General features: G+C 58.4%; 26 protein-coding genes. 12 read left to right on the forward strand and 14 right to left on the reverse strand.

Going from position 1 to position 26,007, the window contains the following annotated elements:
- Window positions 1-41: 41 nt before the first annotated feature.
- Entirely contained in the window at window positions 42-797 is a 756-nt protein-coding gene (locus tag ACEN2T_RS10050; RefSeq protein WP_401380624.1) for a methyl-accepting chemotaxis protein, read from the forward strand.
- Here the strand turns inward: ACEN2T_RS10050 and trhP are convergent.
- Complete coding sequence (trhP, locus tag ACEN2T_RS10055; RefSeq protein ID WP_442116640.1) at window positions 794-2,107, reverse strand: prephenate-dependent tRNA uridine(34) hydroxylase TrhP; 1,314 nt, start codon at window positions 2,105-2,107, stop codon at window positions 794-796. The genes ACEN2T_RS10050 and trhP overlap by 4 nt on opposite strands.
- 160 nt (window positions 2,108-2,267) lie before the next feature.
- On the opposite strand from trhP, the gene ACEN2T_RS10060 reads away from it, so the two are divergent.
- Window positions 2,268-3,335: an AI-2E family transporter gene (locus ACEN2T_RS10060; protein ID WP_032886690.1), complete on the forward strand. Its 1,068-nt coding sequence runs from the start codon at window positions 2,268-2,270 to the stop codon at window positions 3,333-3,335.
- A 3-nt stretch (window positions 3,336-3,338) separates the two neighbouring features.
- On the opposite strand, the gene ACEN2T_RS10065 is transcribed toward ACEN2T_RS10060, so the two are convergent.
- The 3 genes from ACEN2T_RS10065 to ACEN2T_RS10075 all read right to left on the reverse strand — a co-directional run bounded on the left by ACEN2T_RS10065 (window position 3,339) and on the right by ACEN2T_RS10075 (window position 4,395).
- The gene (locus ACEN2T_RS10065; RefSeq protein WP_032886689.1) at window positions 3,339-3,521 is read right to left on the reverse strand and encodes a hypothetical protein; all 183 of its coding nucleotides are present in this window, start codon (window positions 3,519-3,521) and stop codon (window positions 3,339-3,341) included.
- A 92-nt stretch (window positions 3,522-3,613) separates the two neighbouring features.
- Window positions 3,614-3,808 (reverse strand): hypothetical protein, encoded by a 195-nt coding sequence (locus tag ACEN2T_RS10070; RefSeq protein ID WP_032886687.1) that lies wholly within the window; start codon window positions 3,806-3,808, stop codon window positions 3,614-3,616.
- 233 nt (window positions 3,809-4,041) lie between these two features.
- Window positions 4,042-4,395: a hypothetical protein gene (locus tag ACEN2T_RS10075; protein WP_032886686.1), complete on the reverse strand. Its 354-nt coding sequence runs from the start codon at window positions 4,393-4,395 to the stop codon at window positions 4,042-4,044.
- A gap of 156 nt (window positions 4,396-4,551) precedes the next feature.
- On the opposite strand from ACEN2T_RS10075, the gene ACEN2T_RS10080 reads away from it, so the two are divergent.
- The gene (locus ACEN2T_RS10080) at window positions 4,552-5,370 is read left to right on the forward strand and encodes a shikimate 5-dehydrogenase (RefSeq protein ID WP_442116641.1); all 819 of its coding nucleotides are present in this window, start codon (window positions 4,552-4,554) and stop codon (window positions 5,368-5,370) included.
- 789 nt (window positions 5,371-6,159) lie between these two features.
- Here ACEN2T_RS10080 and ACEN2T_RS10085 read toward each other — a convergent pair.
- A complete protein-coding gene (locus tag ACEN2T_RS10085) occupies window positions 6,160-6,807 on the reverse strand; it encodes a YceH family protein (RefSeq protein ID WP_032886681.1) in 648 nt (215 codons plus the stop codon).
- 117 nt (window positions 6,808-6,924) lie between these two features.
- Between ACEN2T_RS10085 and ACEN2T_RS10090 the strand changes: the two genes are divergently transcribed.
- On the forward strand, window positions 6,925-7,434 hold the full coding sequence (locus ACEN2T_RS10090) for a DUF1993 domain-containing protein (protein ID WP_442116642.1): 510 nt from the start codon (window positions 6,925-6,927) through the stop codon (window positions 7,432-7,434).
- A 63-nt stretch (window positions 7,435-7,497) separates the two neighbouring features.
- On the opposite strand, the gene sstT is transcribed toward ACEN2T_RS10090, so the two are convergent.
- On the reverse strand, window positions 7,498-8,718 hold the full coding sequence (gene sstT / locus ACEN2T_RS10095) for a serine/threonine transporter SstT (protein ID WP_032886678.1): 1,221 nt from the start codon (window positions 8,716-8,718) through the stop codon (window positions 7,498-7,500).
- A gap of 241 nt (window positions 8,719-8,959) precedes the next feature.
- On the opposite strand from sstT, the gene ACEN2T_RS10100 reads away from it, so the two are divergent.
- Entirely contained in the window at window positions 8,960-10,117 is a 1,158-nt protein-coding gene (locus tag ACEN2T_RS10100) for an MFS transporter (protein WP_339484121.1), read from the forward strand.
- Between the two features lie 4 nt (window positions 10,118-10,121).
- Here the strand turns inward: ACEN2T_RS10100 and nhaR are convergent, their stop codons facing one another.
- Complete coding sequence (nhaR, locus tag ACEN2T_RS10105; protein ID WP_032886675.1) at window positions 10,122-11,024, reverse strand: transcriptional activator NhaR; 903 nt, start codon at window positions 11,022-11,024, stop codon at window positions 10,122-10,124.
- Between the two features lie 134 nt (window positions 11,025-11,158).
- Here nhaR and ACEN2T_RS10110 point away from each other — a divergent pair, with 134 nt between their 5' ends.
- The 4 genes from ACEN2T_RS10110 to mnmH all read left to right on the forward strand — a co-directional run bounded on the left by ACEN2T_RS10110 (window position 11,159) and on the right by mnmH (window position 14,450).
- Entirely contained in the window at window positions 11,159-11,410 is a 252-nt protein-coding gene (locus tag ACEN2T_RS10110) for a hypothetical protein (RefSeq protein ID WP_032886673.1), read from the forward strand.
- Window positions 11,411-11,438: 28 nt separating this feature from the next.
- Window positions 11,439-12,188, forward strand: coding sequence for a TerC family protein (locus ACEN2T_RS10115; RefSeq protein ID WP_032886672.1), 750 nt, complete (start codon window positions 11,439-11,441; stop codon window positions 12,186-12,188).
- A 94-nt stretch (window positions 12,189-12,282) separates the two neighbouring features.
- Window positions 12,283-13,317, forward strand: a complete 1,035-nt coding sequence (gene selD, locus ACEN2T_RS10120; RefSeq protein WP_032886671.1) for a selenide, water dikinase SelD — start codon at window positions 12,283-12,285, stop codon at window positions 13,315-13,317.
- Window positions 13,317-14,450 (forward strand): tRNA 2-selenouridine(34) synthase MnmH, encoded by a 1,134-nt coding sequence (gene mnmH / locus ACEN2T_RS10125; protein WP_442116643.1) that lies wholly within the window; start codon window positions 13,317-13,319, stop codon window positions 14,448-14,450. The genes selD and mnmH overlap by 1 nt, the downstream gene beginning before the upstream one ends.
- Here the strand turns inward: mnmH and ACEN2T_RS10130 are convergent.
- Window positions 14,440-15,495, reverse strand: coding sequence for a permease (locus tag ACEN2T_RS10130; RefSeq protein WP_032886670.1), 1,056 nt, complete (start codon window positions 15,493-15,495; stop codon window positions 14,440-14,442). The genes mnmH and ACEN2T_RS10130 overlap by 11 nt on opposite strands.
- Before the next feature lie 44 nt (window positions 15,496-15,539).
- Entirely contained in the window at window positions 15,540-16,241 is a 702-nt protein-coding gene (locus tag ACEN2T_RS10135; protein ID WP_032886668.1) for a hypothetical protein, read from the reverse strand.
- Window positions 16,242-16,497: 256 nt separating this feature from the next.
- Here ACEN2T_RS10135 and ACEN2T_RS10140 point away from each other — a divergent pair, with 256 nt between their 5' ends.
- From ACEN2T_RS10140 to hemB, 3 genes are all read left to right on the forward strand, one after another.
- Window positions 16,498-17,196: a glutathione S-transferase N-terminal domain-containing protein gene (locus ACEN2T_RS10140; RefSeq protein ID WP_032886667.1), complete on the forward strand. Its 699-nt coding sequence runs from the start codon at window positions 16,498-16,500 to the stop codon at window positions 17,194-17,196.
- A gap of 3 nt (window positions 17,197-17,199) precedes the next feature.
- Entirely contained in the window at window positions 17,200-18,042 is an 843-nt protein-coding gene (locus tag ACEN2T_RS10145; RefSeq protein ID WP_099603184.1) for a PhzF family phenazine biosynthesis protein, read from the forward strand.
- A gap of 116 nt (window positions 18,043-18,158) precedes the next feature.
- Complete coding sequence (gene hemB / locus ACEN2T_RS10150; RefSeq protein WP_095186450.1) at window positions 18,159-19,133, forward strand: porphobilinogen synthase; 975 nt, start codon at window positions 18,159-18,161, stop codon at window positions 19,131-19,133.
- 218 nt (window positions 19,134-19,351) lie between these two features.
- Here the strand turns inward: hemB and ACEN2T_RS10155 are convergent, their stop codons facing one another.
- The 5 genes from ACEN2T_RS10155 to ACEN2T_RS10175 all read right to left on the reverse strand — a co-directional run bounded on the left by ACEN2T_RS10155 (window position 19,352) and on the right by ACEN2T_RS10175 (window position 25,923).
- The gene (locus ACEN2T_RS10155; RefSeq protein ID WP_442116644.1) at window positions 19,352-19,660 is read right to left on the reverse strand and encodes a contact-dependent growth inhibition system immunity protein; all 309 of its coding nucleotides are present in this window, start codon (window positions 19,658-19,660) and stop codon (window positions 19,352-19,354) included.
- Window positions 19,657-19,947, reverse strand: a complete 291-nt coding sequence (locus ACEN2T_RS10160; protein WP_163034953.1) for an RNase A-like domain-containing protein — start codon at window positions 19,945-19,947, stop codon at window positions 19,657-19,659. The genes ACEN2T_RS10155 and ACEN2T_RS10160 overlap by 4 nt, the downstream gene beginning before the upstream one ends.
- 16 nt (window positions 19,948-19,963) lie before the next feature.
- Window positions 19,964-20,383, reverse strand: coding sequence for a hypothetical protein (locus ACEN2T_RS10165; RefSeq protein ID WP_442116645.1), 420 nt, complete (start codon window positions 20,381-20,383; stop codon window positions 19,964-19,966).
- A gap of 289 nt (window positions 20,384-20,672) precedes the next feature.
- The gene (locus ACEN2T_RS10170) at window positions 20,673-21,071 is read right to left on the reverse strand and encodes a hypothetical protein (protein ID WP_442116646.1); all 399 of its coding nucleotides are present in this window, start codon (window positions 21,069-21,071) and stop codon (window positions 20,673-20,675) included.
- A gap of 25 nt (window positions 21,072-21,096) precedes the next feature.
- Window positions 21,097-25,923 carry an RHS repeat-associated core domain-containing protein gene (locus ACEN2T_RS10175; protein ID WP_442116647.1) on the reverse strand — a complete coding sequence of 1,609 codons (4,827 nt, stop codon included), beginning with the start codon at window positions 25,921-25,923 and terminating at the stop codon, window positions 21,097-21,099.
- Between the last annotated feature and the right edge of the window lie 84 nt (window positions 25,924-26,007).

Here is a 26,007-nt window from a genome sequence, read left to right on the forward strand (position 1 = left end):
TGAGCCAGGTGTCCGACCAGGCCCAGCGCTCGGAGCAGGCCATGGAACGCCAGCGCCACGAGACCGACCAGGTGGCCACCGCGATCAACCAGATGTCCTCGGCTGCGCAAGAAGTGGCGCGCAGTGCCCAGGGCGCCTCCGTGGCGGCGCAACAGACCGACGCCGAAGGCCAGGCCGCCAAGCGGGTGGTGGACGGTAGCATCGCGCAGATCCATGCACTGGTGAGCGATATCCGCAGCAGCGGCGTATCCCTCGACAGCCTGCAGCAGGATGTGGCGTCGATTGTCAGCGTATTGAGCGTAATCCGTTCGATTGCCGAGCAGACCAACCTGTTGGCCCTGAACGCGGCGATTGAAGCCGCGCGGGCAGGGGAGGCCGGCCGTGGTTTTGCGGTGGTCGCCGACGAAGTACGTGCCCTCGCCAGTCGCACCCAGACCAGCACCCAGGAAATCCAGGGCATGATTGACCGCCTGCAAAAAGGCACGGTCGCCGCCGTGGACGCGATGCGCCGCTCCAGCGATGCCGGTGACGGCACTTCGGCCCAGGCCAATCAGGCTGGCGCATCCCTGGACACCATGGCCCAGTTGATCGGCACCATTAATTCAATGAACGCACAGATCGCCAGCGCCGCCGAAGAACAGACCGCTGTGGCCGAAGAGATCAACCGCAGCGTGCACCAGATTGCCGTGGCGGTGGACAGCGTGGCAGACGAAACCCAATTGGGCGCCCAGACCTCTCGCAGCCTGGCGGATCTGGGGCATCGTTTGGGGCAATTGGTCGGGCAGTTCCGGATTTAAACGTCGCGCATCAGCAAGCCGAAGCGCAAGTCCATCTGGGCCGGGAGCGGCACATACACTGTGTGTCCGTCCCCCGGCGCGACCTCGATGGCTTCGCCCTTGGCGTTGCGCAAGTCGGCCAGGTCAAAGTGGAAATTGCCGGCGGGGGTCATCAGCTCCAGGTGATTACCCACGGCAAAGCGGTTTTTAACCTTGACCTCGGCCAGGTCGCCCCGGCGCTCGCCGGTCAACTCGCCCACAAACTGCTGGCGCTCGGATACTGAGCTGCCGTTCTGGTAGTTCTGGTATTCATCGTGCACATGGCGGCGCAGAAAACCCTCGGTGTAGCCGCGTTGGGCCAGGGACTCCAGATTAATCATCAAGCCGCGATCAAACGCGCGACCGGCCACTGCATCATCAATGGCCTGCCGATACACCTGGGTGGTGCGTGCGCAGTAGAAGTGGGACTTGGTGCGGCCTTCGATTTTCAGCGAATGCACACCCATGTGAGTCAGGCGTTCTACGTGCTGCACCGCGCGCAGGTCCTTGGCGTTCATGATGTAGGTGCCGTGTTCGTCTTCGAAGGCGGGCATCTGCTCATCGGGACGGTTGGCCTCCTGCAACAGGAACACCTGATCAGTCGGTGCGCCAATCCCGAGGGTCGGCTGATACTCCTGGACGATATCCCCCGTGGCGTTCTCCACCGCCGGTGTGGCCTGGTATTTCCAGCGACAGGCATTGGTGCAACTGCCTTGATTGGCGTCGCGCTTGTTCATGTAGCCCGAGAGCAGACAGCGCCCGGAATAGGCCATGCACAGGGCGCCGTGCACAAACACCTCCAGCTCCATGGCCGGCACCTGCTGGCGGATTTCTTCAATCTCTTCCAGTGACAGTTCCCGCGACAGGATCACTCGGCAAATCCCTTGCTGCTGCCAGAACTCCACGCTGGCCCAGTTCACCGTATTGGCCTGCACTGACAAGTGAATCGGCATCATCGGAAAATGCCGACGTACCAGCATGATCAGGCCAGGGTCAGACATGATCAGCGCGTCCGGGCCCATGGCGATGACCGGGGCCAAGTCCTTGAGGAAGGTTTTGAGTTTGGCGTTGTGCGGCGCGATGTTGACCACCACGTAAAAGCGCTTGCCCTGTGCATGAGCCTCGTCAATGCCGAGGGCCAGGTTGGCGTGGTCGAATTCGTTGTTGCGCACGCGCAGGCTGTAGCGCGGCTGGCCGGCGTACACCGCATCGGCGCCGTAGGCGAAGGCGTAGCGCATGTTTTTCAGGGTGCCGGCGGGGGCGAGCAGTTCGGGGGCGATGATAGGAGGCATGGGCTTGGGTCGCAAAAAGGCGCGAGGGTAGTTGAAGCGGCGCAAGGCTTTATTGATCTGGGTCTACGCTTACCTCAACAAAGATGGCACTCCCAGGAGTTGCGGGGGACTAAGCACCGGGACGCAAACGCGCGCCCTGCTTTTTTGACATGGATCGAACATGAATCAAACCAACCTGCAATTCAAAACCCTGTTGCTGCTGCTGGTCCTGGTGACCATCGCCTTTATCTGGATATTGCTGCCGTTCTACGGTGCGGTGTTTTGGGCCGTGATCCTCGGCATCATCTTTGCCCCCATGCAGCGCCGCCTGCAGCAGCGGTTCGGCTGGAACCGCAACCTTACATCCCTGAGTACCTTGATGGTGTGCCTGGTGATCGCGATCCTGCCGGTGATCATCACCAGCGCCTTGCTCGTGCAAGAGGGCGCGACGCTCTACAAAAACATCGAGAGTGGCAAGCTCGACGTGGCCGGTTATATCGAGCAGTTCAAGCACTTCCTGCCGCCTTACTTCCAGCACCTGCTGGACCGCTTTGGCATGGGTAACCTTGAGGGGCTGCGTGAGAATATCGTCAAGAGCGCGATGCAGGGCAGCCAGTTCTTCGCGTCCCAGGCGTTCAGCTTTGGGCAGGGAACGTTTGATTTCCTGGTGAGTTTTTTCATCATGCTGTATCTGCTGTTTTTCCTGCTGCGCGACGGTCCGGAACTGGTGCGCAAAGTGCGCACGGCAGTGCCGCTCGCCGAGCCGCAGAAGCGCCGGTTGCAGCTGAAGTTCAATCGGGTGGTGCGTGCCACGGTCAAGGGCAACGTGTTGGTGGCCGTGACTCAAGGGGCACTGGGAGGTTTGATTTTCTGGTTCCTGGACATTCCCAGTGCGTTGCTCTGGGCGGTATTGATGGCGTTTCTGTCGTTGCTGCCAGCGGTGGGCGCGGGGATTGTGTGGGGGCCTGTGGCCGCCTACTTCCTGCTGAGCGGTTCGATTTGGCAGGGCATCGTGTTGAGCTTGTTTGGCGTGTTTGTGATTGGGCTGGTGGACAACGTGCTGCGCCCGATCCTGGTGGGCAAAGACACCAGGATGCCGGACTACCTGATCCTGATCTCGACGCTGGGCGGCTTATCGGTGTTTGGCCTCAACGGGTTTGTGATCGGGCCGCTGGTGGCGGCGCTGTTCATGTCCAGTTGGGCGCTGTTTGTCGAAAGTAAGCCTCGGGTCAAGCTGCCATTGCCATAAGTCTCAGGCGTGGAGCCGGAAATTCGAGGCGTTTTGCAGTTGTTTTTCGGCGGCGGACAGGGACGTGAGTGGGCCGCTGATGGTTTCGCCGTCGCGTACCAGGTACCAGCAGGCAAGCAAACCCAGCTCCCGAAGAGGGGCGGGGACGGCGCTGCCGATGACAGACATGATTTGAACAGTTGGCATAAGGGGCCTCCAATCGCTATGGGGGTCACCTTAAGGGGCCTGGCGGCTTAAGAAAAATCACCTGGCTCAATAGTCGACATCAACAAGAGACGTCAGTCGACCACCTGATCGAGCATGCTCACCACTTCCTGCTCATTGAGCAGACCTTTGCGCACGAGGTTTTCCGCCAGCAACGCCAGGAATTTTGCGGTGCGGTGGCCTTCCAGATGCTTGAGTTCCGTGAGGGCGCTGTAGACCTTGCTGGACGTACAGAGGCCAGCGGTGCGGTGCGGGTTTTGTGTGGGCATGGTCTGTCGTCCTTGTTGTTATTGGGTGGACTGCATCGATAGTGGGAGTGTGTCGTGACACAAACATGACAGCGTGAGCCCCGGTCGGGCAAGTAGACTTTCGAACTGAATAGTGCGCGATTGTCGCTTGGCCATTGTCCTCAGAGCGACCTTGGCACGATAAATCCGGTCGTTGTGTACAAAAAAGGCCTCGCTTGTTGGGCGAGGCCTGTTTCGAACATGAAGATAAGGGCTTACCAGCCGTGACGGTAGTAGCCGTGGGGAGGGCCGTAATAACCACGCGGTGGGCCGTAATAGACGGGAGCCGGGCGGTAATACACCTCTTGCTGCACATACACAGGTGGAGGCGGTGCGTAGTAGACCGGTGGCGGCGCGGCATACACCGGCTGCGGTTGCACGTACACCGGCTGCTGCACATAGACCTCACGGGGTTGGCTGGCAACCACGGAGCCCACCACGGCGGCGCCGACCAGTGCACCCAAGACGGCCGGGCCACCCCATCCACCACCGTGGGCGGAGGCTTGGCCGGCCATAGCGAGTGCACCTACCAGCAAGGCGATCTTGGGGAGTTTACGAATCATGGTCATTCCTCGGTTGGCCCCTGCGCTTGTGGTCTGCAGTCAATAGACTCAAGTAATGTCGCGGGGATACTTTTAAGACAACGTATTTCTGAAAAACAGCACGGCCGCTAGGTAAAGGTTGTGTAAGGTCTGTACCGATTTGCTTACTCAAAGGAGTTATCCATGCAGATGCACCCCAACAAGGACACCCAGCTGTGCATGTCATTGTCGGCCCGCCCCGGGAATTTTGGCCTGCGTTTTCATAACCACCTGTACGAACAGCTGGGTCTGAATTTCTACTATAAGGCGTTCAGCAGCCAAGATTTATCGGGAGCGATAGGCGGTATCCGGGCGTTGGGCATTCGCGGTTGCGGGGTGTCGATGCCGTTCAAGGAGGCCGCTATTGCCTTGGTGGACGAACTCGACGATTCGGTTCAGGCCATCGCCTCCCTCAACACCATCGTCAATACCGGCGGGCATCTGAAGGCTTACAACACGGATTACATCGCCATCGAGCAATTGCTGAAAAAGCACGATGTGCCCAAAGACTCCACGTTCGCCCTGCGCGGCAGCGGCGGTATGGCCAAGGCCGTGGCCAGCGCCTTGCGTGACGGCGGTTATGCCAATGGCGTAATCGTGGCGCGCAATGAAGCAGCGGGCAAGGCGCTGGCGCAGAGCCTGGGGTATGAGTGGCTGGCTGAACTGGGCGACCTGCGCCCGCATATGCTGGTCAACGTGACACCGATTGGCATGACCGGCGGCGCCGAGGCAGATGCGTTGGCGTTTGAAGCGGATGCGGTTGATAACGCCGAGACTGTTTTCGACGTGGTGGCGATTCCCGCCGAAACGCCCTTGATCGTGCGTGGACGGGCCCAAGGTAAGCGCGTCATTACTGGGCTGGAAGTGATTGCAATCCAGGCGCTGGAGCAGTTTGTGCTCTACACGGGCGTGCGGCCGACCCCGGAACAGTTCGAAAAAGCCGTGGCTTTTGCCCGGAGCTGAAGATCGCTGGTAATCAACTGTGGGAGGGGGCTTGCTCCCGATAGCGCTGAGTTAGTACAAGCTGTTCCGACTGAAGCACCGCCATCGGGAGCAAGCCCCCTCCCACATGTTGATCTTCAGCGGGCAGTTACTTAGCTTTATCTTTACGCATTCACGATCAACACATTGCCGGACTGGAATCCACTCAACTGTGGGAGGGGGCTTGCTCCCGATAGCGCCGAGTCAGTACAAGCTGTTCCAACTGAACCACCGCCATCGGGAGCAAGCCCCCTTTCACATGTTGATCTTCAGGGGTGCAGTTACTTAGCTTTAACTTTACGCATTCACGATCAACACATTGCCGGACTGGAATCCACTCAACTGTGGGAAGGGACTTGCTCCCGATAGCGCTGAGTCAGTACAAGCTGTTCCAACTGAACCACCGCCATCGGGAGCAAGCCCCCTCCCACATATTGATCTCCAGGGGGTCAGTTACTCAGCTTTAACTTTACGCATTCACGATCAACACATTGCCGGACTGGAATCCAATCAACTGTGGGAGGGGGCTTGCTCCCGATAGCGCTCAGTTAGTACAAGCTGTTCCAACTGAAGCACCGCCATCGGGAGCAAGCCCCCTCCCACATTTTGATCTTCAGGGGGTCAGTTACTTAGTTTTATCTTTACGCATTCACGATCAACACATTGCCGGACTGAAATCCACTCAACTGTGGGAGGGGGCTTGCTCGCGATAGCAGTGTGTCAGTCAAATCTGTTCCAACTGAACCGCCCCCTCCCACAGTTTTTACCGAGTTATGCCTGTTCCAGCTGTGCGAGGCGCTCTTCCAGCGCTGCGATCCGCGCTTCCAGCTCTTCAATACGCTCCACAGACACTCCAGCCCCGCGCTCCACAGGATTCCCTCGCGCCGCGATGATTACCTCGATATCCGCCGGATCCCCAAGCGCATGGGTATACCGATCTTCCCGCTGCCCCGCCTGACGCGGCACCAGCAGCGCCAACCCGCGTGCAATCAGGCGTTCCAGTTGGTGCACCACCTGCTCGGCATCTTCGAAATCATGCATGCGTCCGCTGCGGGTCAGTAGTTCATTGACGGTCTGCGGGCCACGTAAAAACAGCAGCCCGATCAGGATCACCTGCGCCGGTACCAGCTCCAGTGCCTTGTCCACACGGTGTTCCCAACGGTCTGCGCGGCTGCCCATCACCAGGCGGGTAAAGCCTTGGCCTTCCAGTACGCGCAGGCTTTGCCCGACCTGGCCTTGGCTGAGGTTTGTCACTGGTTCACGGCTGGTCTTCTGGTTGCAGGCCAGCACCAGGGCGTTGAGGGTCAGGGGGTAGGTTTCCGGGTTGGTTGCCTGTTTTTCGATCAGGCAGCCCAGAATGCGGATTTCCGTGCTGTTCAGGCGCGGCTCAGGGGTGTCGGTGTCGTGCTCGGCGGTCATCGCGCGTTCCCTATGCAGTGAAGGCCACTAGCGTAATCCTGAAAAAATAAAAGACAAGCGCCGGGCATGGCTATAATCGCCGCTGGTTCCAACCCTGCCATTACCGATGAGACTGTCATGACTATTTCCCTGTACGCCGCCTCCATCCCAGTCTTCAAGCAACTGCTTAACGCCCTCAGCGATGTGCTGAACAAGGCCGAAGCCCACGCTACTGCCAAGAACATCGAACCCAACGCTCTGTTGCAAGCGCGTCTGTTCCCGGACATGTTCGCACTGGTGCGCCAGGTGCAGATCGCCGTCGACTTCGCCAAAGGCGTTTCTGCGCGCCTGGCCGAGATCGAAGTGCCTAAATACGAAGACAGCGAAGTGACCTTCGCCGACCTGCAAGCGCTGATCGCCAAGGTCCTGGCGTTTGTCGACACCATCAAGCCTGAGCAAGTCGACGGCAAAGAAGGTATCGAGATCATCACCCGCCCAGGCACCCCGAAAGAGAAGCGCTTCAGCGGCCAGTCCTACCTGCTGACCTACGGCCTGCCGCAGTTCTTCTTCCACGTCACCACCGCTTACGCCTTGCTGCGCCATAACGGCGTTGAAGTGGGCAAGCGTGACTACATGGGCGCGTTCTAAGCTTCCATAAAAAAACCGGGGCAGTTCCCTCTGGAATCGCCCCGGTTTTTTTGTGCGCGAACGTTAAGCTGGTTGCTCTTCCTTGCCCAGGCACGCAGCGGCGGTGAACAGCACATCGGTGGAGGAGTTGAGCGCAGTTTCCGCCGAATCCTGCAGCACACCGATGATGAAGCCGACGGCCACCACCTGCATGGCGATTTCACTCGGAATACCGAACAGGCTGCACGCCAGCGGGATCAGCAACAGCGAACCCCCGGCCACGCCTGATGCGCCGCACGCACACACGGCTGCGACCACGCTAAGTAGCACGGCGGTCGGCAGGTCGACATTGATGCCCAGGGTATGCACGGCGGCCAGGGTCAGCACGGTGATGGTGATCGCGGCGCCGGCCATGTTGATGGTGGCACCCAGTGGGATCGACACTGAATAGGTGTCTTCATGCAAGCCCAGGCGTTTGCTCAACGCCAGGTTTACCGGAATGTTCGCTGCGGAGCTGCGGGTGAAGAACGCGGTGATGCCGCTCTCGCGCAGGCACATCAACACCAGCGGATAGGGGTTGCGGCGCAGCTTCCAGAACACGATAGCCGGGTTGACCACCAAGGCCACGAACAGCATGCAGCCGATCAATACCAGCAGCAGGTGCGCGTAGCCGAGCAGGGCGCCGAAACCGGAAGTGGCAAGAGTCGAGGCGACCAGGCCGAAAATACCCAGGGGGGCGAAGCGGATAACTACGCGCACGATCAGGGTCACGCCGTTGGAGAGGTCGTCGAGCACGGTGCGGGTGGTTTCGCCAGCATGGCGAATGGCGATGCCCATGCCGATCGCCCAGGCCAGGATGCCGATGAAGTTGGCGTTCATCAGCGCGCTGATCGGGTTGTCCACGACGCTGAGCAGCAGGCTTTGCAGCACCTCGTCGATACCGCCGGGAGCGCTGACGGCGGCGTCATGGGTGACGAGTACCAACGGCGAGGGAAACCACATGCTTGCAATCACCGCCACCACGGCGGCGGCGAATGTGCCCAGCAAATACAGGAACAGAATCGGTTTGATATGGGTTTCCTGGCCGTGTTTATGGTTGGCTATCGAGGCCATCACCAGCACAAACACCAATATCGGCGCGACTGCCTTGAGCGCGGCGACAAACACCTTGCCGATAAATCCGGTGGCTCTGGCGGCTTCAGGCAACAGCAATGCCAGCAGAATGCCGGCGATCAAACCGATGACGATTTGCGTGACCAGGCTGACGCGTGTCAGCCGTTGGAGGAGGGAAGGGGCAGGAGTCATAAACAGTTGTCTCTAGTTTTTTTAGTAGGGCGCAGCATTGCAGGCGAAAGCGCTGTAGGAAGCAGGCGGCGAGTCTAGCATGCTGTAGGACATGTCCCGTTTAGTGCGGCATTCCGTCACCCACGGCGGCGAGCCTTGTTCAACTCCGGACATACTCTGTTAAGATTCGCCCCCTCTCAACTTTCCTATCCGTCAGCGGGCCCTCCGGGCTGTCGTTGATGTCGTTGTTTCTGGAGTTTTCATGCTGTTTCCCATCCTGCTGCTGTCGGCCGCCGGCTTTACCGTGCTGACCACAGAATTCATCATCGTCGGTCTGCTGCCGTCGATTGCCCGGGACCTGAATGTCAGCGTGTCCCAGGCAGGGCTGCTGGTGACGCTGTTCGCGTTTACCGTAGCGGCGTTCGGGCCGTTCCTAACGGCGTACTGCGCTCGTTTCCCGCGCAAGCGCCTGTTTATCACCATCCTGATCATGTTCGCGGCAGCCAACACCGTGGCCGCGCTGGCGCCGAATATCTGGGTAATGGCCGTGGCGCGTCTGATTCCGGCCCTGGGCTTGCCGGTGTTCTGGGCCTTGGCCAGCGAAACGGCGGTGGACATCGTCGGTCCGGAATACGCCGGGCGTGCCATTGAAAAGATCGGCTTCGGCATTGTCTGCGCCACGGTATTTGGCATCCCGGTGGGCACGCTGATTTCCGATATGTTCGGCTGGCGTACCGCGTTCGCCATCCTGGCTGTGGTGGCGTTGGCCAAGGCTTTGCTGCTGTTTATCTACTTGCCAGTGACGAAACCGAAAAACGACGAAGTGACACTGCGCTCGCAGTTCAAGATCCTGCGCAACCCCTTGATGCAGGGTCATATCCTGCTGTCGATCCTGGTGTTCAGCGGCATGTTCACGGCTTATACCTACCTGGCGGACATCCTTGAACGCCTGGCCGGTTTCGACGGGACCCTGGTGGGCTGGTGCCTGATGGGCTTTGGTGCTGTCGGGCTGATTGGCAACTCTTTGGGCGGCCGCGCTGTGGATCGCCACCCGTTGATCGCGTCCATGGTGTTCTGCGGTTTCATGATCGCCGGTATGGTTGCATTGGTGCCGGCGATTCACTCCACCGTCGGCCTGGCGGCAGCGATGGCGGTGTGGGGCGTGACCCAAGCGGCGATGTTCCTGGTCAGCCATGTGCGACTGATGAAGGCCGCGCCCCATGCACCGGCGTTCGCCGCGTCGCTCAACATTGCCGGGGCCAACCTGGGGATTGGCTTGGGGGCGTTGGTCGGCGGGCACGTCATCGACACCTTGGGCCTGGGCAGTCTGGGCTTTGCGGCGTCCGGGTTTATCCTGGTGTCGATCCTGCTGGCGCTGTGGCTGATGACCGCCAAACAGCCGGTCGCGTCCGGGGCCTGAGCCTTCAGGGCAGGGCGGTGAACAGCTCGCGCCTTGCCCCTTCGGTAATCGCCACGATGCCAGGGTGCTTGACCTTGCGTTCCACCGAGATCGCGTAGAACGACTCGGTGACCGCATCGGTCTGACCGATCAGCGCCACGCCGTACTGGCGCACCACCTCCTCGGCGATCACGCTGGGAGCGATAAAAATCCCGCTGCCGGATTGGCCAAACGCCTGCATCAGGGCGCTGTCATCGAACTCGCCGATGATCTTCGGCTGGATCTGCTGCTCGGCGAACCAGCGTTGCAAGCGGCTGCGCACTACCGTCTCCGCGCCTGGAATCAATAGAGGCGCGCCGTGCAAACACTGTGGGAAATCGCCGCCATGTTGGTCGGCCAATGCCTGAGTGGCAAAAAAGCTGATGCCACATTCCCCCAATTTCTGGCTGTAGCCCTTGATGTCGAGGTGCGACGGCATCGGGCTGTCGGAGATCACCAGGTCCAGGCGCTGGATCGCCAGGTCGGCCAACAGGCGTTCGAGTTTGTCTTCGCGGCAGGTGATGCGCAGCGGCTCGCTCAGCTCCATGGTCGGTGCGATCAGACGGTAGACGATGGACTTGGGCACCACATCCGCCACACCGACTCGGAACACAATCTGCTGTTGATCGGGTTGCGCGCGCAGCATTGCTTCCAATTCATTGCCGGTCTGGAACATGTGCTCGGCATAGGGCAGAGCCTGGCGTCCGGCTTCGGTCAGCTCCAACTGCCGGCCGACTCGTTGAAACAGCGCGATACCGAAGGTTTGCTCCAGCAGGCTGATCTGCCCGCTGATGGTCTGGGGCGTGAGGTTCAGTTGCTCACAGGCGCGCACAATGCTGCCGGTTTTGGCCACGACCCAGAAGTAGTGCAATTGTCGGTAATTGAGCATGGCAGCCATCACTTCGTAAAAACCGAAGTATATGCTAGAAAAATACGAATTTTACTGAAGTGTTCGCGTGCATAGAATGCCTCGCTATCGCGGGGCCACTATTTGGACCCAATGGTTCTAACGAGGAATACATGATGAAGCTCAATTCCCTGGGCGCGGCATCGTTGCTTGCGCTTACCTTGGTAATGATCAGTGGTTGCGATCAGGTCGAGAAAAGTGCTCAGCAGGTCTTGGGCAAGGCCACCGAGTCGGCCAAGCAAGCCATCGATGACACCCACAAGGCTGCCGAGCAGGCATTGAGTGAAGCGACACAAGGCCTTATCAGTCCGCAAAAAAAGGACGATCAGGAAGAAAACGAGTCTGACTCGAACAGTAAAGAAGCTTAATTTCCCGGCACAACCTCAGGACTGACCTATGGATTACCTTTTACAACTGGCCGCCAGCCCCACCGCCTGGGTTGCACTGGCCACCCTGATCGTCATGGAAATCGTGCTGGGCATCGATAACCTGATCTTTATTTCGATCCTCACCAACAAATTACCCGAGCAGCACCGGGCCAAGGCACGGCGCATCGGTATCAGCATGGCGCTGATATTGCGCCTGGGCCTGTTGAGCACTATCGCGTTTATCGTGCAGTTGACGGCACCGGTGTTCGAAGTACTCGGCCAGGCGTTTTCGTGGAAGGACATGATCCTGATCGCCGGTGGTCTGTTCCTGGTGTGGAAGGCCACCACCGAAATCCATCACAGCATGGACCCGGAGCCTGAAGAGAAAGCGTCGGTTGGCAACACCGTGGCCATTGGCTTCGCCGCGGCGATCGGGCAGATCCTGCTGCTCGACCTGGTGTTCTCCATCGACAGCATCATTACCGCCGTGGGCATGACCGAGCACTTGCCGATCATGATCATTGCCGTGGTGACCTCGGTGATCGTGATGCTGGTGGCGGCTGAGCCGTTGGCCAAATTCATCAACGACAACCCGACCGTGGTGATGCTGGCCCTGGGCTTCCTGATCATGATCGGCATGACGCTGATCGCCGAAGGCTTCGGCGCCCATGTGCCTAAAGGCTACGTGTACGCAGCCATGGCCTTCTCGGCGGCCATCGAATGCTTGAACATCGCACGACGCAACCGTCACAAGCGTTTGCTCGCTGCCCGCCAGTAATCGCTGAAACCTGAAAGCCGGCTGTGCTCGCAAGCGCCCAGCCGGCTTTTTGCTGTCTGGTAGACTCCCCCCACTTGTTACTTTGAGGTCCACCATGAACCAGCCGATTCGCCTTACCCAGTACAGTCACGGCGCGGGTTGCGGTTGCAAGATCTCGCCCCAGGTATTGGAGGTTATCCTTGCCGGCAGCGGCGCACAGAACCTCGACCCCAACCTGTGGGTCGGCAATGCCTCGCGGGACGATGCGGCGGTGTATGCCATCGACGACGAGCGTGGTGTGGTCTCCACCACGGACTTTTTCATGCCGATTGTCGATGATCCCTTCGACTTCGGCCGCATAGCCGCCACCAATGCTATTAGCGACATCTACGCCATGGGCGGCGACCCGTTGATGGCCATCGCCATTCTCGGCTGGCCGGTTAACGTGCTGGCGCCGGAGATTGCCCGGGAAGTGATTCGCGGTGGCCGCTCGGTGTGCGACGCCGCCGGTATCCCCCTGGCAGGCGGCCACTCCATCGACGCGCCGGAGCCGATCTTCGGCCTGGCCGTGACCGGCATCGTGCAAAAGCGCCATATGAAGCGCAACGACACCGCCACTGCTGGCTGCCAGCTGTACCTGACCAAGCCGTTAGGCATCGGCATCCTCACCACTGCCGAAAAGAAGGGCAAGCTGCGCGAGGCTGACATCGGCCTGGCCCGCGACTGGATGTGCACCCTCAACAAGCCCGGTAGCCGTTTCGGCAAGCTGGCCGGCGTGACAGCCATGACCGACGTTACCGGTTTTGGCCTGTTGGGCCATCTGGTGGAAATGGCTGACGGCAGTGGCCTGACTGCACGCATCGAATATGAAAAAGTCCCACGCCTGCCCGGGGTCGAGTACTACCTGGACCAGGGTTGCGTGCCCGGAGGCACCTTGCGCAACTTTGACAGCTACGCCAGCAAACTCGGGCGCGTGCAGGAGTTGCACAAGCGCGTGCTATGCGACCCGCAGACCAGTGGCGGGCTGCTGATCGCCGTTACCCCCGAAGGTGATGCCGAGTTCCATGCCGTGGCGAAGGAACTGGGCCTGAGCCTGGAGCCGATCGGCGCACTGGTAGAGCGACAGACCAACGCGGTAGAGGTGTTTTGATGGCAACTGACATCACCGATTACCGCGACATTTTCCTCAACGACCGGCCGATGATGGATACGCGCGCGCCGGTGGAGTTCATCAAGGGCGCGTTCCCCGGCGTGGTCAACCTGCCGCTGATGAACGATGACGAGCGCCAGCGCGTCGGCACTTGCTATAAGCAGCAAGGGCAGCAGGCGGCAATCGTCCTTGGGCACCAGTTGGTCAGCGGCAAGGTGCTTGAAGAGCGCCTGGCACGTTGGACCGAGTTTGCCCAGGTCAACCCGGACGGTTACCTGTATTGCTTTCGTGGCGGCCTGCGTTCGCAATTGGTGAAACAGGTGCTCAAGGACGAGTCGGGTATCGACTATCCGCGGATCGGCGGTGGCTACAAGGCCATGCGCACGTTTCTGTTGGAGACCGTGGACCAGGCGGTCGAACAGTGTGATTTCGTGCTGTTGGGCGGCCTGACCGGCAGCGGAAAGACCGAGGTCATCAATCAGTTGAACAATGGCCTGGACCTGGAAGGCCACGCCAATCACCGTGGTTCCAGCTTCGGCAAGCGCGCGAGCGGCCAGCCGTCCAACATCGACTTCGAAAACCGCCTGGCAGTGGACGTTCTGAAAAAACGCGCACGAGGCATCGAACAGTTTGTGCTTGAGGACGAAAGCCGCATGATCGGCAGCTGCGCCTTGCCGCTGAACCTGCACCGGGGCATGCAGGTGTATCCAATGGTGTGGCTGGAAGAAAGCCTGGAAAACCGTGTAGAGCGGGTATTACGCGAGTACGTGACCGATCTGTGTGCGCAGTTCGCCGTAGCGTTTGGCGAAGCGGGTTTCGAGCGGTTTGCCGAGCGGCTGACCCAGAGCCTGGCCAATATCCACAAGCGTCTGGGGGGCGAGCGCTATCAGCGTTTGCACGCGCTGATGCAAGCGGCCCTGGCTGAACAGGCCCGCAGCGGTAGTGTGGACTTGCATCGGGGTTGGATCGTGGGGTTGCGTGAGTACTACGATCCTATGTACGCGTTTCAACGTGAGAAGAAAGGTGCACGGATCGAGTTTGCCGGGGAGCAGGCAGCGGTGGTGGAATACTTGCGCGAGCGTGGGGCTCGCTCGCGCAACCGCCATCAGCCTAACCACATAACTAAAGAATGACCGCCCCGATCAGCCCACACACCACTCCCACCAGCATGGTCAACCCGGCCACCGTCACCAGCACCCGCGCATCGAAATCCTTACGCAGCATCAACAGCGACGGGAGGCTTACGCTCGGCAGGGTCATCAGCAAGGCCACGGCCGGGCCGGTGCCCATGCCCAGGGCCATCATGGTTTGTACGATGGGGATTTCAGCCGCTGTAGGAATCACAAACAACGTGCCGACAATCGCCAGCGGCACCAGCCATACCAGGCTGTTGGCCATGGCGCCGTCCACATGGGGGAACAGCCATACCCGCGCAGCACCCAGGATCAGCACCGCCAGGATGTAGATGGGGATTGTGTTCCAGAACAGCTGCCACAGGGTGCGCAACCAGCGGCTCAGGAAAGGTTGCGCTTCGATGGTGCTGACGTCGGCGACAGCGTCCAACGCCGCTTCAGGCATCTGGTCCGGGCGAGCAATGCGCTGCGCCACCAACGACACGCCCACCACCAGCACAATTCCCGCCACCAACCGCAACGCGGTAAATCCCCAGCCGAGCACAAAGCCCATGAACACCAGGGTGGCAGGATTGAGCACCGGGTTAGCAATCCAGAAAGCGAGCGCCGCGCCCACCGACACCTGCTGGCGCCGCATGCCCGCCGCCACCGGCGCCGCGCAGCAACTGCACATCATCCCCGGCAAGGCGAATAACCCGCCGCGCACGGTCGAACCGAGGCCTGCACGGCCGAACAGGCGCAGCAGCCAGTCACGGGGGATCAGCACTTGCAGCAGCGAACCAAGGATCACCGCCAGCACCGCGGCTTTCCAGATCGCCAGGAAATACACCTGGGCATAGGCCAGCGCTGCCGCCAGGGGCGAGCTTTGTTGATCGTTGAGAATCGAGGCGCCGATGCTGTGATTGTCGGCCGCTACAAATGCCTTGAAGTAGTAGGGCGACCACTTCACGTAATAGAGGCCTATGCAGGCCACCAAGAGGAACAGCGCTGGTTTCCACCAGAACGACCAGCCCCGTACGGGCTGGGTGGAGGAGAGTTTAGACATGCTGATGATCCGCCGGTGAGTCAATAGCGACGCATCATACGCTGTCAGCTATCGGCACTCACCTGTGTCGGTTCCGGGCAGGTTTCATCGCCGTCGTTCAAGCCCTGCTTGTAGTTGCGGCTCAGCAGCGAGGCCTTGCCGTTGTGCCAGGTCAGCGTCAGTACATACAGCGTGTCGTAGTCACTGCCCGACCAATCGTCGGTAATTGTGTGTTTTTCGCCGGACGCTTCACTCGCCACCTTATTGATCAACTCCGGCAGGTAACCGTGGGACCAGGCGGTGTAGATGGTGGCGTTGTGGTATTTGTCTTCGACCAGCTCATCGGCGAGGTCGCTGGTGTCATTCGCCGAGAATTTGATATTCACCGGCAGGCCCAACTTGATGGCGCTGGGGCTGATGGTCATCAGTGGGCGGATGTAGCTGTAGGAATTGTCCAGCTCACCTTCCTCGACATTGCGCGTCGGGTTGGCAGCAAACACAAAGTTGGCCTTGCCGAATTTTTCCGGCAGCAGGGTGGCCAGGTTCATCGCGCGGTTCAGGCCCTGGCAATTGAGCTGGCCGAGTCCGCCGGCGGGTTTTTCGCCGTGGCGCAGGAACACCAGGGTTTGCACACCGTCCACCGGTTGGGCGCGGCTTTCACGGGCATCGAGGGCTGCAACCATGGCGCCGCTGACCAGCAGCAGCGGCAACATGACATACGAATAGTGTTTGAGTCGTTGCACAAGGCGCAGAGGCTTGATCTTCATTATAGGTTCGAGTCTTCGTGCGTCACGTTAAGGCGGACAAGCCTGGCCCCAATGACGCCGGTGGCGTCCTGCGGTATTCCGTGTCGTTATAGCGAGGCGCCTCCATTCACCGTTTAAGCGCACTTATGAGTGCCGGCAGGCGTATTGGTTCGCCTGCGCGGGATAATAGCCCGCTAATGTTGCGCATTGATGACCCATGCAGGACACCGGGGAGATGTCTATCATGGGGACTTTCTGCCTAGCCAGGGATTTCCTGATGAACCCACTTGCCGCATTCCCAATCAATAGCAAATGGCCTGCCCAGCACCCCGAGCGCTTGCAACTGTACTCGTTGCCCACGCCCAACGGGGTAAAAGTCTCGATCATGCTCGAAGAACTGGGCCTGCCTTACGAGGCGCACAAGGTCAGTTTCGAGACCCAGGACCAGTTGTCCCCCGAGTTCTTGTCCCTGAACCCCAATAACAAAATCCCCGCGATCATCGACCCCGACGGCCCGGCTGGCCAGCCGTTGGCGCTGTTTGAATCCGGCGCGATATTGATTTACCTGGCAGAAAAAACCAGCCAGTTGCTCTCCGAAGATCCTGCGACACGCTATGAAACGATTCAATGGCTGATGTTCCAGATGGGCGGCATCGGCCCGATGTTTGGCCAGTTGGGTTTTTTCAACAAATTCGCCGGCAAGGCCTACGAAGACAAGCGACCCCGCGACCGCTACGCCGCCGAATCCCGCCGCCTGCTGGAAGTGTTGGAAAAACGCCTGCTCGGTCGTACGTGGATCATGGGCGATGACTACAGCATCGCCGACATTGCTACCTTCCCATGGATTCGCAATCTGATCGGCTTTTATGAATCGGGCGATATCGTGGGCATCGCCGACTTCCCTAACGTACTGCGCGCGCTGGACGGTTTTGTTGCCCGCCCGGCAGTGATCCGTGGCCTAAATATTCCGAGCTGAAGCATGCCGACTTTCGATTTCAAACAACTGGATGTGTTCAGCCGCGTGTCGCTCAAGGGCAACCCGCTGGCGGTGGTTTTGGGGGCCGACAGCCTCAGCGATCAACAGATGGCGGACTTCGCTAAATGGACCAACCTCAGTGAAACCACGTTTTTACTCACACCGCGCGATCCTCGTGCTGACTACCGAGTGAGAATTTTCACCACTGTGCATGAGCTGCCGTTTGCCGGGCATCCGACGCTGGGCAGTTGCCACGCGTGGTTGACGGCGGGCGGGGTGCCCAAAGGTGAAGAGATCATCCAGGAGTGTGAAATCGGCCTGGTGCGAATCCGTCGTCAAGGTGATGAACTGGCGTTTATCGCGCCGCCGTTGTTGCGTTCGGGGCCGCTGGAGGAAGACCTGCTGGAGCGTATTCGCCTGGGGTTGGGCCTGGAGCCGGGCTGCATCCTACGCAGCCAGTGGGTCGACAATGGGGCGGGGTGGCTCGCCGTGATGTTGGTGGATCGTGATCAAGTCCTGGCTTTGCAGCCGGATTATTCACAGCTGAAAGGGCTGGCCGTAGGCGTGATTGCCCCCTGTAACCCTGAACAAGACGACGTGGATACCCAATTTGAAGTGCGTGGCTTTGTCGCAGGCGACGGCGCGCCGGAGGATCCGGCCACGGGCAGCCTGAATGCAGGCGTTGCCCAATGGTTGCTGGGTGAAGGCCTGGCGCCGGAGCGCTACGTGGTCAGTCAAGGCACAGCCATGGGGCGCGCGGGGCGTATAAGCGTCGAACGCCAGGGCGATGAAATCTGGATCGGCGGCGCTGTTGCGGTGTGCATCGAAGGGCGTCTACAGCTCTAGATCAATACATTATTACGAGCGTCGCAATACACTGTTGGCCCCTTGGTATTTGTGCTGCCGGGGCCTGGGGGCATAAGCTTTCGCCCCAAAGTTTTAGCCTTTATGTCAGGAAAACCATGACCAGCCAGTTCCCCCAAGCCCGCCCACGCCGCCTGCGCCGCTCTCCGGAGCTGCGTGGTTTGTTCCAGGAAACCGAGTTCACCCTCAACGACCTGGTGCTGCCGATTTTCGTTGAAGAAGAAATCGACGACTTCGTACCGATCACCAGCATGCCGGGTGTGCAGCGCATCCCTGAGAAAAAGCTCGCTGCCGAGATCGAGCGCTATGCCCGTGCCGGTATCAAGTCGGTGATGACCTTTGGCGTGTCTCACCACCTGGACGCCAACGGCAGCGATACCTGGAAAGAACGTGGTCTGGTCTCGCGCATGTCCTCGATCATCAAGGACGCCGTGCCGGAAATGATCGTAATGTCCGACACCTGCTTCTGCGAATACACCGACCACGGCCACTGCGGCGTGATGCACGGCGCCCATGTCGATAATGACGCGACCCTGGTCAATCTCGGCAAACAAGCCGTAGCCGCCGCCCGCGCCGGCGCCGACGTGATCGCCCCGTCGGCCGCCATGGACGGCCAGGTCCAGGCCATCCGCCGCGCGCTGGATGACGCCGGTTTCATCCATATCCCGATCATGGCCTACTCCACCAAATTCGCCTCGGCCCTCTACGGCCCATTCCGCGAAGCCGGCGGCAGCGCCCTCAAAGGCGACCGAAAGAGCTACCAGATGAACCCCATGAACCGCCGCGAAGCCGTGCGCGAATCGCTGCTCGACGAACAGGAAGGCGCTGACGCTCTGATGGTCAAACCGGCCGGTGCCTACCTCGACATCATCCGCGACATCCGCGAAGCCTCACGTCTGCCGGTGGCGGCTTACCAGGTGAGCGGTGAGTACGCGATGATCAAGTTTGGTGCCCAGGCGGGTGCGATCGATGAGGATCGGGTGGTGCGTGAGACGTTGGGTTCGATCAAGCGCGCGGGTGCGGATTTGATCTTTACTTACTTTGCGATGGACTTGGCGTTGGCTGGGATCTGAGGGCGGCGTTTAACACTGTGCGAAGCAACCTCTTGATGTGGCGAGCGAACTTGCTCGCGTTGGGCTGCGTAGCAGCCCCCCATACCGACACTACCGATCTACCTGAAGAACTGCAGTGTCATAACCAGGGCCGCTTCGCGGCCCGTATTAGCAGATCTTTCTAATTAATCAGGTTGTTTAAGACTTTCACTACTTCATAAGTTGATATTTAGGTCGAATTATTTTTCGAGTAAGTAATCATCAAACTTTCGGATCACATGCTCCAGCCATAGTGGCCCGGTTGCCCATTGATAGGGGTAGTAATAGAAACAATATTGTTCGTGCAATAGATTTTCCTGGAATTCTGATTCATTCGTATAAGAAGCGATAAGGTCTAAGATTTCATTTCGCACCGTCAATATTACATCTTTAGAAGATTCGAGCAGAAACGTGTCGATTACCTCGTCTGCCGAAGCATGATCTTCCGGCCAGTCTTGATTGAAATAGCCACCGAAAAATTGCTGAAGCTCAGTTAATTGGTTGTTCATTTTTCTATTGGATATCCAGTTAGGAGGAGGTAACCATCCGGCATTTTAGATTTGCGCTTCAAAACTAATATGAATTTATAGACGGATACTGACTCTGTTGTGCCTTTTATTAAACTGAGTCCTACCGTCTGGGTCGAGTGTTCTCTAATAATGTGTTTGTCTTTATTTCCTTTCAAAAATTTTGATATTTCCTCGTGGCGAGAAATCAAGGTTTTAGAAACAAGGCTTTCTGCTTCCTCTAAGGTTCTGAATGTCGATGCTGCTGGTATATTTGGCTCTAAATCAATTGCGCTCGCTGGCGTATCACCAAGTCGATTGGTCTTCGAGGCTTGCCTTTTGCAAGTCTTTTTTCCATATGTCGATGGCTAAACGGTAGATTTCTGAGAAAAAAACTCGGGGGTTATCTATCTGGTTTTCATCCCAAGCCATTGTTGAATGGTCCTCTGGGTTATCCTCAAAGTATGAGTGGAAATTGTAGTTTTTGGTATTTAAAGCGAGCGATAGAGTTTCCACTAATTTGTATCTGTGACGATAAGAGAGTTTGTTGTACGGATCTAGGCAGTATTTCAGTATGAGGTTTTCCCTGCCTTCAATATTGTTGGGGTCGTAGCGGGCGAGCTCTTTTCCCTTAGTTTCTTCTTGGTCGTAAATATCAAAAATCCCCACGAAATAGTACAAGCTGGCGTCGAAAGGTATTTGGTCTGAAAAAGGGTGAAATAGCATTTTTTCCTCCTTGATAGGACATAGAGTAAAAGGCGTACCGATTTTACTTGTTGAGTCGGATGATTATGGCGTTGGCAAAGCGAGGATTTGACGTCACACGGGGCGAACTCGGCGGGTGGGCCTTTGTAGTGAGCAGGCTTGCCCTGCGCTGGGCTGCGAGCAGCCCCTAACTTGGCGACGCCGTTCCACCTGAGCGCCGCATCGTCCTTAGGGGGCGCTTCGCAGCCCGGCGCAGGGCAAGCCTGCTCACCACAGCGACTGCGATTTGTCAGTGGGAGTGGCGGTGTTGTTACCAAGTTGATGGGTCTTCGAGGCTGGCTTTTTGGAGGTCGTCTTTCCAGATTTCATTAGCTAGACGATAGATGTCTGCGAAGAAGCCTCGGGGGTTTTCTATTTCCGTTTCATCCCAGGCCATAGTTATATGTTCTTCATGATCGCTTTGGAATTCTTTGGCGAAGTCAAAGTCGGGTTTTTCGAGTGCCTCTTTTAATGCAGATATCAATATGAAGCGATGTCTATATGATAGATATATAAGTTCTTTGAGAATATAGGAGCTTATGATTGTTTCTCTGTCTGTTTTATTATTGGGATCGTATTTCCGTAATTCTTTTCCAATAGTGTCCTCAAGGTCGTATATCGATAGCGCTCCTAATATATGAGAGATATTTGGGACGTAAGGGGTGTTCATAAATGGGCATTTAAGCATTGCTTACTCACTTAGGAAATGCGGTAAATGGTCGAGTTGGATTTTTTCTATCAAATCTGATCTCCGCTTTGTCCATGCTCTCAATGTACCTAGGGTTATTTTTGTCCCTGCTGTTGGGTTTGTAGCCTCGTCCAGCGTCGGGTAACTCAACCACCACCACTGGGTTGCCCTTCATGTCAATTCCTGTAGGCGATGGCGAGTTGCCCTGCATCCTGCCTAGCGCTTTATTTATAGCGTGAAGCTGCATTTTCCAAGATTTAAATTGGGAACTGGAGTTAATTTGTGCTCTCTTCCCAGTGGTTGGATTTGTGCCGTCGATGGATCGTTGCTTCAAAGCATGGTCTGGTATCTCTGGACCATGCTTTTCAGCAGCGTGCATGTTGTACTCTTGCTCCCAATTCAGCACTTTTCGTTTCGCATTTGCTTGTGTCAGTTCGTCTATTTTTGCCTGTCGTTCAGTCCGAGCGAGTTGGGGCAGGGCGGGTGTACCCTCATTGGCGCTCGGCTTCGGATGGGCAGAAGTCGCATTAGGTTCACATCTGTCGTTAGGACAAGTACTCAATCCCAGCGGATCCACCCACCCCGTAGGATTAGGCACGTACTGGTACGCGTTGATCCCCCCCGCCAACTTCACCGGATCTGGCGTCAGGTAACGACCAACATCCGGATTGTAGTAGCGATGACGGTTGTAGTGCAGCCCGCTTTCCTGATCAAAGTATTGACCCTGAAAGCGCAGCGGATTGTCTATTTTTCCTCTGTCGAGACGGCTGATCTGGCCGTAGGCGCGGTAGTGCGCGGACCAGACGATTTCGCCGTTTGGATCGGTCAGTTCCTGCGGTGTGCCGAGGTGGTCGAGTTGGTAGTGGTAGGGCTTGGTTTCCTCAGGACCCAAGCCTTCCAGCAGTGCCAGCGGGCGGAAACTGTCCGGTTCGTAAATGTAGCTGCGGTAGCTATCCGCACGATGCTCGGCAATCAGCTTGTCGCCTTGCCAGAAAAACTCCGTGGTTAAACCGTCGACGGTTTTGCTGATACGCCGCCCGAACGGGTCATAGCGGTAGCTGGCGGTTTGGCCGTTAGGCTGGGTAATGCCAATCAACCGGTGTTGGCAGTCGTAGCGGTATTCGGTGACCAGCGCGTGCCCACGGCCGCGGCGTTCGCGGATGAGGTTGCCGAAGGCGTCGTAGTCGTAATGCCGGTCGCCTTGGATCATCAGGCGGTTGCCGGCAACGATGTCGGGGCCGGGGCGGTCGTGCATGAGCAGGTTGCCGGCCGGGTTGTGGCCGAAGCGTTCCTGTAGGTCTTGGGAGTGATCGGCGCGGGTGAGGCGGCCTAGTGGGTCGTAGTGGTAATGGTGTTCGCCTTTGCGGGTGTCGAGCAGGCGGGTGAGGTTGCCGGATCTGTCGTAGTCGTATTGGCGTTGGAGCAGGTGGTGTTCTTGCTGCGTTACGGCATGGGCGTGCAGGCGGTGTTGGTCGTCGTAGTGGTAGTGGCTGAGCAGTTGGCCTTGTTGGCGTTGGTGTTCCTGGCCGGCTTTGAACAGGTGCGAGGTGAGGGTTTTGCCGTTGAGTTCGACGGTGGCGAGGTGGCCGCCTTTGCTGTGGTTGAAGGTGAGGCGGTTGTTGTCCGGCAGGCGCAGGTGTTGAAGTTGGCCGCAGGCGTCGTAGCCATAACGCAAGGTGCCCCAGCCTTGATGCTCGGCGGTGAGGCGGTTTTGCTGGTCGTACTCGTAGGCCAGCGCCCAGTGGCCGTCGTCGACGCTGAGGAGATTGCCTTGGCGGTCGTAGGCGTAATCGGTATTGCTGCCGTCGGGTAGCGTTTTTCTTACGAGGCGTCCGGCGTAATCGCGTTCATAACGCGTGACGAGCTGACTGCCGTCGTCGCCGTGTTCGGTTTTTTCCTGCAGGTTGCCGTTGAGGTCGTAGACGTAGGCGGTACGTTGCCCATCAAACCCGACTTCCTGCTGGATCAGGCCGTTGGGGTGGTAATCCAGCCGGTAGGTTTCGCCGACTTCGTTCTCAATTTCGGTCAGCAGTAGGCGGACGTTGTCGTAGCGATAGTTGACCTGAGTGCCATCGGCATTGATGCGACGGCTGATCAGGTGCAGGCCGTCGGCGTATTCGTAACGGGTGATGCGCCCCAATTCATCGCGTTCGGCGGTGATTTTTCCGTAGGGGTTGTAGCTGTATTCCCGCGTTGCGCCGCCGGGCAGGACAATACGAACCAATCGACCGACTGCATCCCACTGATACTGGGTCAGCGCGCCATGTTCATCCTCGCGGGCAATCTGCCGGCCCAGGTCGTCGTAGCGATAACGCTTGATCCCACCATTGGGCAGTTGCTCTTCAACCCGTTGGCCGCGTTCATTCCACACCAACCGCTGACAACTGTGATCGGGATGCCAAACGCCAATCAGTTGCCCGTATTTGTTGTAGCTGTAGTCGGTGATATGGCCGTCGGGATCGGTCCTACGGGTAACGTCCCCCTGGTCGTTACGCTCGTACTTCCAGACCGCTGAGCCACGCCTTACAACCCGTACGAAGCCATTGTCATGCTCGTAGGACGTTGGCTCATCGTCTCCAGGAAACAGCGCCACCAAACGTCCGGCATCGTCGTACTGATACGCCGTTACTGCACCGAGCGGATCCTGCTCGACCGTCAGTCGACCCTGGGCATCGTAGGATTTGAAATGCTTAGCACCGTCCGGATCGATGCGCTGCACCAGCCGTGCGCGGTCGTCGTGGACGTAAATTTCCTGGCTATCATCGGCGTTGTGAACGACAACACTGCCGTCGTCCCCCCAGACATACCGCGTATCCATCTGCGAAAAACTGGCCCAATGCCGGACACATCGCGCCGCTTTGCCGGACCGTTCCCACGCCCAAAAGAAACTCGCCCCACCGGCCAGACCGCGCTCAAGAATCACGTGCTGATCGTCGTAGCGGTAAGTCTCGCTTTCGCCTACCGCATTGGTCGCTGAAACCAATCGGCCAATGTCGTCATAGGCGTAGGAAACAACACTCTGCTCCGTGATCCAGGCGTAAGGCTCATGTCCCTTGGCCCGCTGAATCTGGTAGTCCACCGCCATGATGCGGCCCGACTCGTAACGCAAGAACAGCGAAGAACCCGCACCGTTATCCAGCCGTTCAATGCGCCCTGAAAAGTCTCGGGAAATCCGCAGCCGGTTGTCGTACGCATCACTGATCGAGACCAACGCCCCGTTGCGAAAGTGATAAAACCGCGACGCCTGGGCCAACACCAACTCATCCGGCGACGCGCCTAAATAGATCGCTGCTTCGGCCAGGCTGTTGGTGATCGAGGGGCGAGCCACCGTTGGCAAGGGCAGGGTGGTCGCACGGTTTTCATGGTCCGTCCACGTCACGGAATCGCCCGACACAACAAGCCGATGCGCCAGCGAATGACTCCATCCAAACCCCAGCCCACAATCCACTTCCACCGCACTGGTGCGATACAACCGCGTCCACTCGAACGGCAAAATCCCGTCCAACGTGCCATCGGTGAGCGTGAGCAATTCCTCTCCGGTAACCATCGATACGGGGCAGCCGTTGGTTACCGTCTTATCCGAAGAAGCCGCTGCATCGCCCTTCGGATTCGTCGATACAGCAGGCACATCATCGACAGGCTCCTGCCTGACCAACGCCGTCTTCTGTGTCCTGTTACGAACCGCCGGCACCGGGTTGGAAATCAACTGATCCCCAGCCTTCAACGGCGCAACCGGCACCGCCTTGATCGGCGTCGCCGCACTGCTCAACAACAACGGCTTGAGCGCCTCGGCATGGGCATCCAGCTTCGGCCCCACAAGCTGCTTGGCCAGCAACTCCAACAACGCCCGCGCGCGGCCGGATTTGATCGAACTCAGCGTCTGCGCACCCACGCGTACCGCCACACCGGTGCCCGCCGTCGCCCACATCAGCAGCAGGTTGATCAGCACTTCACCGGTGATCTCGCCCAGTAATTCATACATGTCTGGCGGCGGTAGCAGACGTATCCAACTGACGATCGCCGAGACATAGATGAACAGCAGTGGCTCATCGCTCAGCACCAGCAAGCCCTTGGCAATCGCGTCTGCACCCTGTTTCAGCAGCTCATCAAGCTCGGCCTGGGAGAGGTAGTGCAGCAGCTTCTCGCTATTCGCTTTGAGATCGGCGAGCAGGTCATAGAGCTGGGTGATGTTGTCCCACAGGTTGTAGAGCGCCTTGGCCATCCCGGTTGAAAACGCCACGCCCTGCATCGCGCTGCGTTCCAAGGGTGTGGCGTTGGCAAAGTCTTGCCATTGGGGTTGGAACGTCTCCGTCCACTCATCCCGCAGACGACCCTCCAACCCCGCAATCACCGTCTGATAAGACCCATACAGCGCCTTGACGTGATCCTTGGAAACGTTGGGATAGAAGGTGATTTGGTAGAGCTGATTGCGATCACACTCGGTGATTTCGAGGATGCCGCTGGTGCCGATGGTTCGATACAGCGGCAGACCCATCGGGCTGCCGTCCGCCGCGATGGCTTGCAGCATCACCGGCGTATTGCCGATAGGCACGAAGCGCGTGCTTTCGAACATATGCACCAAGGTCAACGAGCCTTGGGCACTGCACATCGCAACTGTTTTGCTCGGGGCTTTGGAAGAAACCGGCGCGACCAGCGCCACCTCGTCCCCTACCTTGAAGACCTGCTCGACCTCCAATGCCGAACCGCTCCAGAAGCTTTCGGCCCAGGTATCAAAGGTGTTCAGGCAATGACGGAAGTCCCCAAAGACGCGCTCAACATCCGGCGCCTCGGGATCCATGGGTGCCAGGACAAAGCTGGCAATGACGGGAATCAAAAGACAGCCCCATCAGTTGGGGCCTTAACGAAAAAAAACATCTGCAATCCCTCGCACTGTGTATTCAGGCGAGGGACTTTGCAG

Origin of the sequence: Pseudomonas sp. W22_MBD1_FP4, from assembly GCF_052113765.1 — a bacterium.
GTDB lineage: Bacteria > Pseudomonadota > Gammaproteobacteria > Pseudomonadales > Pseudomonadaceae > Aquipseudomonas > Aquipseudomonas sivasensis.